Raw genomic sequence first — 12566 nt, forward strand, 5'->3', positions numbered from 1 at the left:
GTTGTTATTCTGGATTGAGAGGGCACTACTTTTCTCCGCAACTCGTAAATTGAAAAGCTTAGTTGCGAATGCCAGGTTTGGGCTGCCGTCAGTCAATCACGCATACCGCAGAGAATGACTGTTTCGAGCACCGGCGCAATCTTATCGTCAGGCCATGCAAATGAAGCGGTATGTCAACAAACGACGTTCATCCAAAGCAAGAAGTTGGTTCTGAACCATATCGTTGGCGACGTTCCCAAAGAGAATCTGTGTCGTAACCGGCATGGTGCGACCAGACTTGGGCTTCGAAATTCTCGCCTTAAGCCATTCAAAACTTTCAGTCGTCGAGTCTTCTTCATCCAATACCTTAAAACCCGCATCTTGCAGAAAGCTGGCCATTTCTTTTGGAGTTGCGAGATAACTGATCGAGGCGTCCATAGCCCACGGCATCGGATAAACGACGTCACCACCTTCGCCCTGTAAAATGTCATAGATACCAAATCGCGCTCCGGGCTTCAGGACACGGTGGGCCTCTTTGTACACCGTAAGCTTGTCCGGGATGTTCATTGCAACGTGGACAGTTACCGCGCCATCAAAACTGCTGTCCGAAAATGGAAGCTTTGTCGCATCTCCCTGAATGAACATGGTTTTCTCACTGAGACCGACCCAATCTGAAATGGTTTTGGCTGTGTCGCAAAACTCTTGCGTCAGATCTATGCCAGTGACCTTAACCTTTGTTTCCTCGGCAATTGTTCTGGTGACCCCACCCAGGCCACTACCAATATCAAGCACATTCGAACCTGGCGCCAACTCCAGTTTCTCCAATAGCTGTAAAGTCGCCTGTCTGCCGCGAAAATGGAACTCATCAATTGGTTCGAAGTCAGCGGCGCGCAGTTTCTTCGGGTCAAAGTCAGCGGCCTTCAGGCTATCAGCTATCTGGTCGATCAAACTGAGGCTGCGGCCATAGTGATTGGACACTTGTTCTTTCATTTTCTCACCCTTTCATCAATTAGGTCGGGTGCTACTGAATACATATCCGACCAAAGCAACCGAAGGGTATGCGGGGCAATCAAGTGCTCAAGGAAGAGCTTCGAACCAGTCGAGCACCGCGTCTCGCCAGCCCTCCGGCACACCGTGCCCGCCTTTAGTGACCTTCAACCGGATGGAGCCGGCAGCACAATTCGTCCAATCCTTTTGCATCGAGTCATCGTCGCCAAAGCTGTTTTCCGCGCTACCCAAACAGGCATTCTCGCGGCGCCAGACATCCAAGCCCTTCATGACGTTACCCTGGTGAAAATCAACACCCTCCCATGTCAGCTGTCGGCCTTCGAACGGCACCATTCGGTCTTTGAAGCCATGTACGTGAAGCAGGTGAACTGGCGCATCACACTCTGTGGTCATGGGTTCCCAAAATGCTCCAGCCGCAGCAGCAAAGCCTTTCGCCAACTCCGGCGCTTGGCACGCAGTGTCCCAAACCATCGAACCACCACGGGAGAAACCTGCGATCAGTATTCTCGACGGGTCTATACCGAAGCGCTCCACCGCGTCGGCGCGAACTGCGCCGACAAAGGAGACATCATCGCGTGCCAGGTCATACCCGTCAGCCACGCCCCAATCGAGGTCTTTGTTATTAATACTGGGCTGCCCGCTCGGCATAATCACTGCATAGCCGCGCCGGATGAAGGGATCGACATAGGCGGCATTCTGGATCATCCCTTTCCCAGACCGTCCATAACCGTGCAACCAAATGACGGCAGGCGGTTCATCCGGAGCCTCTGGCAGGGCCACGTAGTATTCACCGTCCTTTAGCTTGCACGGTGCATCTGGCGCGCCACACTCTCCGTCCGAGGCAAGGGCAAGATCCGGCCTTGCAGCAATGACAGCAATGGCAATACCGAGCGTCAAAATGCGATTGCGCGTTTCGGGTCGCATCAAAAGTGTACCTCTGTGGTTAGGTCACAGAAATCATAGCACAGCGTTGCGCATCTCCGAAGGCATCGGCCCGGATGTCTGGGAACACCTCTACTGTTTACTTCAGTGGTAACGAGTGATCACTCTGAGCCCTTAACACCCGAATTCGCGCCGTGATATGTTGAGCCTATCATCAATGCCGGGGCAACTTCATGACGCTGTCTGATCTTATTAAGCGATTTTACCACGAAACATGGAACGCGGCGGACATCGAGTGCGCCCGAGAAATCCTACACCCAAAGTTCGATTTTCGTGGGAGCCTCGGACCGAAACGCTCAGGGCCAGATGAGTTCATTCGTTACATGGAAGAAGTTCGAGCGGCTCTTCCGGATTTTCAATGCAATATCGTTGAAATCGTTGATGCAGGAGAAAAAGCAGCTGCGCGAATGTCCTTCGTCGGCACGCACCATGGTAAATTCTTCGGGGTAGACGGAACGCAGCAAAGGATCGAATGGTCCGGGGCGGCATTCTTCACATTGCGGGAACAAAAAATCGGGAGTCTCTGGGTTTTGGGTGACATTGATTCAATCAAGAGACAATTGAATGCCCACCCGAAAGTCGCGTTTCTTGATCCATATGCATAGCGGCGGCTTTGGTTGCGAAGGCAGACCTCGACGTGACGTGCGCTGCACAGTGTGTAATTTTGATGGATAAAGGGAGCTATCCCGTGCGGGAAAGGACACGCTATGAAACAGAATACCAAGTCCCGCCGTAACCTTCTAAGCGGCATTGCAGCACTAATGGGCGTCGGTTCGCTGGCTGCAAGAGCCGCTACGGCTGTGCTAACACCAGGCGCCGCAGAAGGGCCATATTACCCGACGCCAGCCATGCGGAGGCCCGATATAGATAATGACCTCGTTAAGATCAAAGGACGTGTTGAAGAAGCCGGTGGCGAAGTCTTTACACTACGTGGGACGCTCACGGACGCCAATGGACAACCCCTTGCGAGACATCGCATCGAAATCTGGCAATGCGACATGGATGGTAACTACATGCACCCGCGCGACCGTCGCAGTGCTAACTTTGACCAAGCTTTCCAGGGCTTTGGCCATGACGTGACTGACAACGGCGGGAACTACGTGTTTCGCACGATAAAACCCACGATTTACCCAGGTCGCACACCACATATTCATGTAAAGGTGTTTGACGGAAAGCGCGAACTGTTGACGACGCAGTTTTACATTAAAGGCCATCCGAACAATTCCCGCGATGGTTTATTCAACCGTATGTCCAAGGCAGAGGCTGATGCGGTGTCGATGGAATTCATACAGGGTGCGACTGGTCTTGAGGCGACCATCAATATTGTCGTCTAGAGAGGAAGCATCAGCCTGCAAAGTTGGAACCGAAATGCACGGTTTTGAAGGTCAGCTTTGGGCTGAACCCGTCAACGAACCAGACACAAAACTTGGTTCCGTCAATCTCATAGAAAACGTCAGCCTAGAGGTTCAAAAGAAAAAACGTCTATTGGTTCTTTGAATCCATGCAACTGTCGTTTGCCGAGATTATGGGCTTTGTCTGAAACGAGATTGACAAAATCTCCAGTTGCCAACAGTGGCGCATCTAGTGTTCGGGTCAGGCCTTCCAACCTGCTGACCATTGCGACTGAAGTTCCTGTAACCGTAAAGTCCAACCTTCTTTCGGTTCCAACGTTGCCATAAACGGCTGCTCCCATGTGCAGGCCAATGCCAAAGCTGGTCCGATCCGCTGGAGAAATTTCTTCACGTCGCTGGAATGCTTCGCGAGCTGCCGACAATGCCGCACTGCACATGTCCTCGGGCAAACGTCGGCGGCCGTCAAATGGAAAAATGGCGAGCAAGCCATCACCTACGAATTTCAGCACTTCGCCACCGTGGTCGTGAACAGCCCCCGCAACACAGTCGAAGTAGCAGTTTACTGCTGCAACATAGTCCTCCGATGGCAAGCGCTGGCTAAGCGCAGTTGAGCCACGCATATCGCTGTACAGAAGCGCGCAGTCTATTTCGCGAACATCGCCACGAGAAATCTGCCCATTTAAAACAGATTTTCCCGATGTCCGGCCAACGTACGTTTCCATCAACTCAGCCGCCAGGAATTGTTCGGTATATAGGCGCGCCGTGCCAAATAGAGGTGTGGTCAATCGTTTGAGACCTTCAACTTCGCGTTCTGTGAACCCAGAGCGCCTTTTCGTGGCAAAGGATACTGAAGCGCCTTGGAGCGATTTGGCTCCACCATCGAAGTTTACGGTGCGGTCTCCAAACGGAACTGAAAAAACCAAATAATCTGTCGTTCCAGAAGCCGCCAACGATCTATATATCGGATATCTGTCGCGGGTGATTGGATCAGTCAGGTCAGCACGCAACACAGGCACCGGCATCAATCCCTCTGCCATGTTTTCGGCCAATTCCCAAAGATCGTTGTTTGGTAAACTTTCTACAACTTCATTCGCCATTTTCGTGGTTTCGCCAAACGGGCCATCCTCAAAAGTGTTGGTGGTGATTGCTCGTCGTGGCAGAACTGTCCATTCCACATGTTTTTTTGAAGAATCCCAGGTCACATCAACGAGGCCTATCACCGGATGCATCAGGAGCCGGCCAATCGAAACACGCGTGACCGGGACACCTCCGTCTATTAACCGCTCGCTGAAATGCTCAACCAGGCCCGCAAGGTCCCCGTCGAAAAAGGCCAGTCTTTGCAACCAGCCTGCGATGCGTTCGAAAACATCTGACATTCTGCGCTCCTATGGAAGTAGTCTGTTTCAAATAGTGCGATATGTCATTCGGAAATTGTGGTCCTTCAAATCGTTAAGTTAAACGATGAGTATTGCTGGCTGATCAGTTTTCGAAAGTTGCAATACTACCGGTGTTCAAATGACAAGGTGAACATGTAAGACGCTACAAAGACTAGTTGAGAACGTCCGGTTTGGGCCGCCATCTACGCAAAGCACTCTGAAACGAACGTACCAAACACATCTACCTTTGAAGCCGACCGCGCTTCGGGTGGAAAGACGAACCAAATCGGCGCTGCGGGCTTCCAGAGCGAGCCTTTGGCCACTTCAACCAAACGTCCTTCGTCAAGCTCGTTTTGCACTGCCAAGCGCGATTTAATCGCCAGGCCAAGCCCACGGGTTACCGCCTCAGTTAACGTATCCGAGTTGGAGACCAGGACGCTTGATCGAATGGTCGTGTCTGTTCTCTTGCCCCGTGCATCCGCGAAGGCAATCCGTGTCTGCCACGGGAGGCTTACCCATGGCAGATCAAGCGCAGTGTCCGCGTCCTTTGGCTCACCATATCTGAAGAGAAATTCCGGCGAGGCACAGATAATCCGTTCGTTGTCGCTCAGCTTGCGGGCCACCAGCGCGCTGTCAGAGAGCTCTCCAACCCGAACCGCGCAGTCCTGTCCCTCCGCTGAGAGGGAGACAAACCGGTCCACTGCAAGAAAATCGAACATCAGTTCTGGATGCTCGCGTTGAAACCCAGGCAAATTCGGCAGAATATACCGCGACAGGATCCAGGGCGACATCGTCACGCGCAACTGCCCTTTCAATTGCGCCACCCGGCTGCCTGCATCCCGCTCTGCCTGCGCCAAGTCGGCCAGGATAGCCTCGGTTCGTTCAAAGAAAATGCGACCCTCATCCGTGAGCCGCACCATGCGACTATTGCGGTGAAACAGCGTTAATTCCAGCGCCGCTTCCAACTTGTTCAGACGGTGGCTAGCAGTTGCGGCAGAAATACCAACGCGTCGCGCCCCTGCCGTGACACCGTTCGCCTCGGCAATGGCAACAAACGTCCTGAGATCATCAATCGAATACATTCGAAATATTCTAACGCTGGTTTCTGTAATGAGCGTATTAATCAAAATTATTCGATTGTCTATCCCGTTTGATGACTCAACTGGAGGACAGACATCATGAAGCACTTAACGTATGCCGTCAGCGCGATCGCCATTTTGGCAGGCCCAGTCGCGGCCGAAGGGCTTGAAACCTATCTTGAATTTCCGAAGGACATGCCTCCGGGCAATCTCGCAATTGGCCCTGATGGACGCATGTTCATGTCGGTCCATGAATTCTATGGCCCTGAATTGCGCGTGGTTGAAGTCATGCCCGACGGCAGCACCAAACCTTACCCCAGCGAAACCTGGGCCCGCGCTCCTCAGGATGACGGTGACGGTCTTCGCGGTGTCCTTGGCCTGCGCGCAGATCGTGAAGGCATTCTTTGGATGCTCGACGGTCAAGGCGAAGGTCAGACTGGTCGCGTGGTGGGTTGGAACACCAACACTGAAGAATTGCACGCAATCTACTACATTGGCCAACCTGCCGCGCGTGCAACTTCTTTCCTCAACGACCTTGCAGTCGACCGCGAACACGGCGCAATCTACATCTCGGACACTGGCGATGGGGCGAATTCTGCCATCATCGTCGTCGATATGAACACTGGTCGCGTCCGCCGCGTGCTTGAAGGCAGCCAGTTCACAATCCCCGAAGATACACCCATGATCATCGACGGGCGCGAGATTACACTGGGCGGCAATCCTGCCAAGATCGGCATCAACCCGATCACTGTCGACCCGACGAACACCTGGGTTTATTTTGCGCCGATGACGTCCACCTCGATGTACCGCGTCAGAACACGCGACTTGCTCGACGAATCCCTGAGTGACGAGGCGCTCGCTGCCAAGGTCGATCGCTATGGAGACAAGGTTACCTCCGACGGCTCTACCGTGGACGTCGAGGGCAACGTTTACATCACCGCGATGACGGACAATGCCATCGGTGTGACAAAGCCAGATGGCACCTATGAGGTGCTCTACCAATCAGACGAAGACCTCCCCTGGCCCGACGGCTTTTCGATGGGTGTCGATGGTTTTGTCTATGCGACGATCAACGAGCTTCACCGCTCGCCTGTCCTGAACGGCGGCAAAGACGCGTCGATCGGCACCTATCGTATCGTTCGGTTCCCAGCGCTCGGTACAGCCGTAAGCGGTAGGTAGTCAGATGCTCTATCGCTTGGATTTTACTGTCGAATACGACGCCACGATGCAGCAACAGGGCCTACTAGGCGTTTGGGCCGAGGAAGCCGAAGCCGCACTGGGTGCCAAATCCGCAGGCCTTGTAAAAGACCTCTGGAAAGTGGTCGGTGAACGCAAAGTCCTGGCGATCGTCGAAGTCGATACACCGGATGCGCTAGACCAAATTCTTTTCGATCTGCCGATCATGCAAAAGATGGGGCATCACGTTCAGGTCGCGGTCAAATCGCTTCGGCGCTACGAAGACTTCGCCTCCGACGTCCAAGAACGTATCGGTCGCTAGAGAAAGGCGTCACCCATGACCAAAATGGTTCACTCCTGCATTCGTGTATTGGACGATGCTGTGTCGATCGCATGGTACAAGACTGCGTTCGATCTAGATGTCGTAGATCAGCTCGACTTTGAGAGCTTTCGCCTCACTTATCTCGCGAACCAATATAGCGGTTTTGAGCTTGAATTGACCCTGAATAAAGACCGCACTGAACCTTACCACCTCGGAGATGGATACGCTCACTTGGCTTTCGTCGTAGAGGATGCAGATGCTCTGCACGCTCACCTGACCAGAAACGGCATCAAGGTGGGTGACCCAGTCGACTTCGCACCGAACGGCGATCTTGTCGCCCGCTTTTTCTTCGCAACAGACCCCGACGGTTACAAGATTGAGGTCATCCAAAAAGGCGGCCGCTTCAATTAGGTTTGGCGAATGTCAGAAATGCGGGCTGCAAATACAGGTGTGTTAGTTCAGCCGAGTGACAGCTTTGGGTCGGGAAATCGGTGATCCAAATCCAGCAGACTGGGAACCAGGTCGTGAAGGCACAGATGCCAATAATGGGAAGAAAACAGGCGAAAGCAAAAGAGGTTCGTGCAATCCAAAGGCATAGCTGAGCGTCGCCGCAACGCGCGGTCTCAACCATTTTGACTTGGCTAAACCCCAGGCAAAGAATTGAACCAGAATGGCAAAACACAGAAAGGTCGGTAGGCCCGAGCGCACAATCGCAGTGAGAGAAAGTATATTTCCGCCACGTTGCTGAATCTTCTGATTAATTTCATGATCGAGCCAGATCCAGTTGAAATAGACGATCTAGCCTTCGGCATGGGTGTCGACGATGAAGGAGAAGAAGCTCCCGACAATGAGAAAGGTTAGCAGCGGAACAATTTGCTTGTTACGGATGGGTCGACCGAGCCGATGATCAAAGCGCTGCGGTTTGAAGACGACCAACAAGGCCGTCCTCGCAAAGCGATTGACAAACCGGACGATGCCAGACACGAAGTTCTCGACCTTCAGCGATAGGGAAGAGCGCGGTTCACTCATCCCCAACACCCTTCATCGTTTGATCAGCCAATGTCACCATTCAAGCAATGAGCTGATGGTCATAGACGTACCATTGAGATGGGTCGAGCACATCTTCGGGCGTTAACGCTTGACCGATTATGGAGACCATAATGCTGTCGATCCGATGGCCTTGTGGTCCCCGATTGCGGCCGGGCTCATATTCCGGACCATGACGTCCCATCCAGAGCTCCCATATCCGATCCACATTGCAGTGGTTGAGGAAGAAGGCTGGATCATTAGGGGATGTGCCTGGCCCCATATCGCCACCGATCCAGACGTGAACGCGGTTGTGAAGTTGCGGTCCTTGAACCCAGCCTTCCAACACGTTGCGATGACTGACGACGCTTTGTCCCCAGGGATTGCGATCGTAATCCACTTGATCAAGAGCCGCCTCTACCCATGCCTCGGTCGGAAGATCGCGAACATTCGGGTTCATGCCGGACGCTCGTATGATCGGGCGCGGTGCAACTGAGACCAGATCACCGGTTTGAGGGTGCTGGACCAAGCGAACTTGCATTTGTGCGATGGGGCCGGTGCGGACGCGACCGCGGGCTTCACCGATATAGTCGGCTGACCAGAGGTCTGTTCGCCATTGATCCTGGACGGGGAGTGCGCCATCGGCTGCCCAATCCCAATAAGGAAGACCGAAATCCGGATTGCCGAGCACTTGCTGGCACATCTCGTCAAGGCGGATCATGTACATGCGGTGCCAGGGCAGGAAGATTGGGCCGCTATGGGCCGCGTTTCCGACCGACAAAGGAATGGACATGGCCAGGACGTGCCAGAAGACGAAGATATCATAGATCGACATCTCTTGTTCTTGCCCAACCATAGTGAGCGGCAGATTGTTAGTCTGGAGGAAATTCGCAAGATCGCTCGCCATGATGCCGGAATTCGGCTGATCAAGAGCGACCATGGCTTGCAGGAAGTCGTCGCGCACCTGGGTGCTGACAAGGATGTTTTCGCGAGTGCCAGCCATCAGTGATCTCCCCCATCCATTGCATTGTGGGAACCGTGGTGCCCTGCTGCATGATCGTCATGGCCGCCGCCCAGATCATCATGGTCATACCAGGCAAGACCGGCGCTATCGATAATCGATTTCGCCATGTCGATGGCAGACGGGAAGGAATAGTTGGGTAGGCCGTGGCAATGAACGGAACCGTCATCCATGACCGTGGTGTGAAGAGTCAATGGCTCGCCATCAATCTCAACGCGATAGGTGGTCTTGATCTTGATTTTGTGACCACGATGGCTGGCGGTTCGGGTCGAGGTGAAACTCTTTTGATGCCCGTGATGGCCGTCACCGGGCGTGTATCCACTTGGTGGTTGAAAGTCCGCTGGATCAAGTGAGACACGGGGAGCGTCTTCTTTTGCGTAGGATTTTGCCATCATCTCCTCCCAATGGATTGCAGGCAGAGCCAGATAAATTCAATAAACAGAGTGGCTTATGTCGTTTTTTCCCCTAAAATAGTCGTAAGATAATCATTGAATATTAGCAGTTTTCCTTATGCTTTTGAATGGTGATGAACCACAATATTATCATTCAATGTTGCATTATCCCTCGGACACGCCCTGCAAGTGATCTCGACCCGTACAACGCGTTCTCAGTCAAACTATCCCTAAGCGGGTGATGGCCGGCATCGCGTTGAATGCTGCGGAACGGCACCACTGATGGGATCATGATTGTTGAAGCTGATCAGCCGATTGTAGTTTTACCCGTAAGACCCGAAGGGGTCGAAAGAGGATAGATCATGCGCTGGCCCGAACTCAAAGATGCGCTGTTGGAAACGGCTAAGCTGCAGTACTTGAACTGCAGGATTTTCCGTAGATCGTGAGTTCTCTCAATCCAGACTTCGTACTCGCAGCGAACGACCGGTTCGACGGGTCGCGCCGCAGCATGGAGACTATAGGGTGAAGGTCCGGTATGGGCCGAACCTAAACATCACTTATTGCTAATAAATTAGTCGTATTTCGCTGCATGTGGTCCAGAAATGGAGCAGAATGATCACTAACATCAAATCAACTAGATCCTTTGTGCTAGAACATTCTAAAGTGTTCGATGGAGGATTTGACCTAAAGTCATTGTCAATCGCGGGGGCATGAAAATGATCATCAGGGTTTTTCACATCGCCACTGTTCTTTTGATCGCCCTCTCCGGCGCTCTTGTGGCTCAGCAGGGTCCTCCACCCGTGACGGTGGCAAAACCGGTTGTGAAATCCATAGTCGAAGATGATGAATTTGTCGGTCGCTTCGGCGCCGCGGCTGACGTGGACGTCCGAGCGCGGGTTTCAGGTTTTCTGGATCAGGTGCATTTCAAGGACGGGACACTCGTCGAACAGGGCGATTTGCTCTTTACGATCGACCAGCGTCAGTTTCGCACTGCATTGAGGCAAGCACGGGCACAGATCAGCATTGCCGAAGCAACAAGCGCCTTTACGACTGATCAGCTTGAACGCGCCGAGGCTTTGATCAGAAATGGCAACATCGCGGAGAGCGTGGTGGACCAACGTCGCGAAGCTTTTCTTGCGGCGCAAGGTGCTCTGGAACAAGCGCGCGCCGCACTGGAGTTGGCCGAGCTTGATCTGGAGTACTCGGAAATCCGAGCACCAATGTCAGGACGTATCGACCAAGCCCGGGTTGATCCTGGAAACCTGATCATAGCTCAAGACACCCTTTTGACATCGATCGTCTCGACCGACCCGATTTATTTCTATTTCGACATAGATGAACGCTATTTTCTGGCATACGCGCGGGACGCGCGTGCCCGCGGATCCGTTCTGCAAGAAGGCGCGGACAATCTTCAAGTACAGGTAACAGTGGCTGACCGAAGCATACCGCCTCAGAACGGAATACTGGATTTCTCGGAAAACCGCATTGATGATGAAACCGGCACAATGCGCGTGCGCGCGGTGCTACCCAACCCGGATGAGCTTTTGACGCCCGGTTTGTTCGGACGCGTCAATGTTCCGGGATCGCTTCCCTACGAGGGCATTCTGATCCCGGATGAAGCGATTGCTTCGGATCAAAACCGAAGACTCGTGATGACAGTAGATGCTGAAGGCAACGTGATACCAAAGGAAATCCGACCGGGCCCCAGAATAGACGGCTACAGGGTCGTGCGTGAAGGTTTGGATGGGTCGGAGACGCTGGTCATCGAAGGTCTTGTGCGCGCCCGTCCGGGCACCGTCGTTGCTGCGGAAATGATCGAGCTACCGTTGGTCGCAGAAAACTGATATGGGGCGGTTTTTTGTCACTCGACCCATCTTTGCGATCGTTGTCGCGGTTGTGACAACTATCGTTGGGTTGCTCGCGTATTTCGAATTACCCGTTGAGCAGTACCCGGAAATCGCCCCGCCATCGATTGTGGTCAGGGCAAGTTACCCCGGAGCAGACGCTGAAACAATTGCTGCCACGGTCGCGACCCCGTTGGAGCAAGAAATCAACGGTGTTGAGGGCATGCTCTACATGTCGTCATACTCGACGGCTGACGGGTCTATGTCGCTGACGATTACGTTTGAACTAGGCACCAATCTCGACGCTGCCCAGGTTCTTGTCCAAAACCGCGTTTCTATCGCTGAACCGCGCCTTCCGCAGGAGGTCAGGGCGCTCGGCGTCACGACGAACAAGTCTTCACCCGATCTTATGATGGTCATCCATATGCTCTCGCCCGATGAGACCTTTGACCAGCTTTATGTATCCAACTACGCCCGTTCGCGTGTCAGAGATCGCCTCGTGCGCCTTGATGGCGTTGGCGATCTCATTATTTTCGGTGAACGGGAATTCTCGGCACGCGTGTGGTTGGACCCGGACCGGCTTGGCTCGCTAGGGCTGACGTCAGGCGATGTCGTCGCAGCGCTGCGCGAACAAAACGTTCAGGTTTCGGGCGGTTCCTTGGGATCACCGCCCAATGCGACCGACAGCGCCTTTCAAGTAACGCTCACAACGCAAGGCCGATTGGAAGATCCACGCCAGTTTGGTCGCGTCATCGTTAAGTCGACTGACGACGGGCGCGTTGTACGGGTCAGGGATGTGGCGCGGGTTGAAATTGGAGCACGCTCCTACGTGACCAACTCGTACTTGAACAACAAACCGGCCGTGGCCCTTGGCATTTTCCAGCGACCGGGCTCGAACGCATTGGCGTCGGCGGATGAGATTTTGGCGGTTGTCGAAGAACTGTCACAAGATTTCCCGTCCGGGCTTGAGTATCAGGTGGTCTACAACCCTACAGAGTTCATCGAAGCCTCGGTGAACGCGGTTTATCGAACTTTGTTCGAAGCGGTAT

General features: G+C 53.5%; 14 protein-coding genes. 7 read left to right on the forward strand and 7 right to left on the reverse strand.

Features of this window, described 5'->3' with window-relative positions:
* Positions 1–147 precede the first annotated feature (147 nt).
* Positions 148–969 (reverse strand): class I SAM-dependent methyltransferase, encoded by an 822-nt coding sequence (locus AC2FNU_RS11660; RefSeq protein ID WP_496788208.1) that lies wholly within the window; start codon positions 967–969, stop codon positions 148–150.
* A gap of 87 nt (positions 970–1056) precedes the next feature.
* The gene (locus AC2FNU_RS11665; protein WP_496788209.1) at positions 1057–1911 is read right to left on the reverse strand and encodes a CE1 family esterase; all 855 of its coding nucleotides are present in this window, start codon (positions 1909–1911) and stop codon (positions 1057–1059) included.
* A gap of 191 nt (positions 1912–2102) precedes the next feature.
* Between AC2FNU_RS11665 and AC2FNU_RS11670 the strand changes: the two genes are divergently transcribed.
* Together AC2FNU_RS11670 and AC2FNU_RS11675 are read left to right on the forward strand one after the other, a co-directional pair.
* A complete protein-coding gene (locus AC2FNU_RS11670; RefSeq protein ID WP_496788210.1) occupies positions 2103–2534 on the forward strand; it encodes an ester cyclase in 432 nt (143 codons plus the stop codon).
* A gap of 102 nt (positions 2535–2636) precedes the next feature.
* On the forward strand, positions 2637–3263 hold the full coding sequence (locus AC2FNU_RS11675) for a dioxygenase family protein (protein WP_496788211.1): 627 nt from the start codon (positions 2637–2639) through the stop codon (positions 3261–3263).
* A gap of 119 nt (positions 3264–3382) precedes the next feature.
* Here AC2FNU_RS11675 and AC2FNU_RS11680 read toward each other — a convergent pair whose 3' ends face one another.
* Positions 3383–4657 (reverse strand): adenylate/guanylate cyclase domain-containing protein, encoded by a 1275-nt coding sequence (locus AC2FNU_RS11680; protein ID WP_496788212.1) that lies wholly within the window; start codon positions 4655–4657, stop codon positions 3383–3385.
* Positions 4658–4860: 203 nt separating this feature from the next.
* Positions 4861–5739 carry a LysR family transcriptional regulator gene (locus AC2FNU_RS11685; protein ID WP_496788213.1) on the reverse strand — a complete coding sequence of 293 codons (879 nt, stop codon included), beginning with the start codon at positions 5737–5739 and terminating at the stop codon, positions 4861–4863.
* A gap of 96 nt (positions 5740–5835) precedes the next feature.
* Here AC2FNU_RS11685 and AC2FNU_RS11690 point away from each other — a divergent pair, with 96 nt between their 5' ends.
* The 3 genes from AC2FNU_RS11690 to AC2FNU_RS11700 are packed head-to-tail and all read left to right on the forward strand — an operon-like array spanning position 5836 to position 7645.
* Positions 5836–6915, forward strand: a complete 1080-nt coding sequence (locus AC2FNU_RS11690) for an L-dopachrome tautomerase-related protein (protein ID WP_496788214.1) — start codon at positions 5836–5838, stop codon at positions 6913–6915.
* Between the two features lie 4 nt (positions 6916–6919).
* Complete coding sequence (locus AC2FNU_RS11695) at positions 6920–7234, forward strand: muconolactone Delta-isomerase family protein (protein WP_496788215.1); 315 nt, start codon at positions 6920–6922, stop codon at positions 7232–7234.
* Positions 7235–7249: 15 nt separating this feature from the next.
* Positions 7250–7645, forward strand: coding sequence for a VOC family protein (locus tag AC2FNU_RS11700; RefSeq protein ID WP_496788216.1), 396 nt, complete (start codon positions 7250–7252; stop codon positions 7643–7645).
* A gap of 387 nt (positions 7646–8032) precedes the next feature.
* Here the strand turns inward: AC2FNU_RS11700 and AC2FNU_RS11705 are convergent, their stop codons facing one another.
* Genes AC2FNU_RS11705 through AC2FNU_RS11715 form a run of 3 tightly spaced genes read right to left on the reverse strand, consistent with a single transcriptional unit; the run spans position 8033 to position 9673 of the window.
* Positions 8033–8263, reverse strand: a complete 231-nt coding sequence (locus AC2FNU_RS11705) for a hypothetical protein (RefSeq protein ID WP_496788217.1) — start codon at positions 8261–8263, stop codon at positions 8033–8035.
* A 40-nt stretch (positions 8264–8303) separates the two neighbouring features.
* Positions 8304–9263, reverse strand: coding sequence for a tyrosinase family protein (locus AC2FNU_RS11710; protein WP_496788218.1), 960 nt, complete (start codon positions 9261–9263; stop codon positions 8304–8306).
* Positions 9263–9673 carry a hypothetical protein gene (locus AC2FNU_RS11715; protein ID WP_496788219.1) on the reverse strand — a complete coding sequence of 137 codons (411 nt, stop codon included), beginning with the start codon at positions 9671–9673 and terminating at the stop codon, positions 9263–9265. The genes AC2FNU_RS11710 and AC2FNU_RS11715 overlap by 1 nt, the downstream gene beginning before the upstream one ends.
* A 710-nt stretch (positions 9674–10383) precedes the next feature.
* Here AC2FNU_RS11715 and AC2FNU_RS11720 point away from each other — a divergent pair.
* Positions 10384–11517, forward strand: coding sequence for an efflux RND transporter periplasmic adaptor subunit (locus AC2FNU_RS11720; RefSeq protein ID WP_496788220.1), 1134 nt, complete (start codon positions 10384–10386; stop codon positions 11515–11517).
* A gap of 1 nt (position 11518) precedes the next feature.
* Positions 11519–12566: efflux RND transporter permease subunit (locus AC2FNU_RS11725; protein ID WP_496788221.1), on the forward strand; the 1048-nt coding region annotated here is incomplete at its 3' end.

The organism is Ruegeria sp. BHSB064 (genome assembly GCF_059613205.1).

What these genes read in the sequence shown, in the direction of transcription:
- AC2FNU_RS11660 (WP_496788208.1), bottom strand. Translation starts at nt 969, where the DNA reads ATGAAAGAACAAGTGTCCAATCACTATGGCCGCAGCCTCAGTTTGATC.
- AC2FNU_RS11665 (WP_496788209.1), bottom strand. Translation starts at nt 1,911, where the DNA reads ATGCGACCCGAAACGCGCAATCGCATTTTGACGCTCGGTATTGCCATT.
- AC2FNU_RS11670 (WP_496788210.1), top strand. Translation starts at nt 2,103, where the DNA reads ATGACGCTGTCTGATCTTATTAAGCGATTTTACCACGAAACATGGAAC.
- AC2FNU_RS11675 (WP_496788211.1), top strand. Translation starts at nt 2,637, where the DNA reads ATGAAACAGAATACCAAGTCCCGCCGTAACCTTCTAAGCGGCATTGCA.
- AC2FNU_RS11680 (WP_496788212.1), bottom strand. Translation starts at nt 4,657, where the DNA reads ATGTCAGATGTTTTCGAACGCATCGCAGGCTGGTTGCAAAGACTGGCC.
- AC2FNU_RS11685 (WP_496788213.1), bottom strand. Translation starts at nt 5,739, where the DNA reads ATGTATTCGATTGATGATCTCAGGACGTTTGTTGCCATTGCCGAGGCG.
- AC2FNU_RS11690 (WP_496788214.1), top strand. Translation starts at nt 5,836, where the DNA reads ATGAAGCACTTAACGTATGCCGTCAGCGCGATCGCCATTTTGGCAGGC.
- AC2FNU_RS11695 (WP_496788215.1), top strand. Translation starts at nt 6,920, where the DNA reads ATGCTCTATCGCTTGGATTTTACTGTCGAATACGACGCCACGATGCAG.
- AC2FNU_RS11700 (WP_496788216.1), top strand. Translation starts at nt 7,250, where the DNA reads ATGACCAAAATGGTTCACTCCTGCATTCGTGTATTGGACGATGCTGTG.
- AC2FNU_RS11705 (WP_496788217.1), bottom strand. Translation starts at nt 8,263, where the DNA reads ATGAGTGAACCGCGCTCTTCCCTATCGCTGAAGGTCGAGAACTTCGTG.
- AC2FNU_RS11710 (WP_496788218.1), bottom strand. Translation starts at nt 9,263, where the DNA reads ATGGCTGGCACTCGCGAAAACATCCTTGTCAGCACCCAGGTGCGCGAC.
- AC2FNU_RS11715 (WP_496788219.1), bottom strand. Translation starts at nt 9,673, where the DNA reads ATGGCAAAATCCTACGCAAAAGAAGACGCTCCCCGTGTCTCACTTGAT.
- AC2FNU_RS11720 (WP_496788220.1), top strand. Translation starts at nt 10,384, where the DNA reads ATGAAAATGATCATCAGGGTTTTTCACATCGCCACTGTTCTTTTGATC.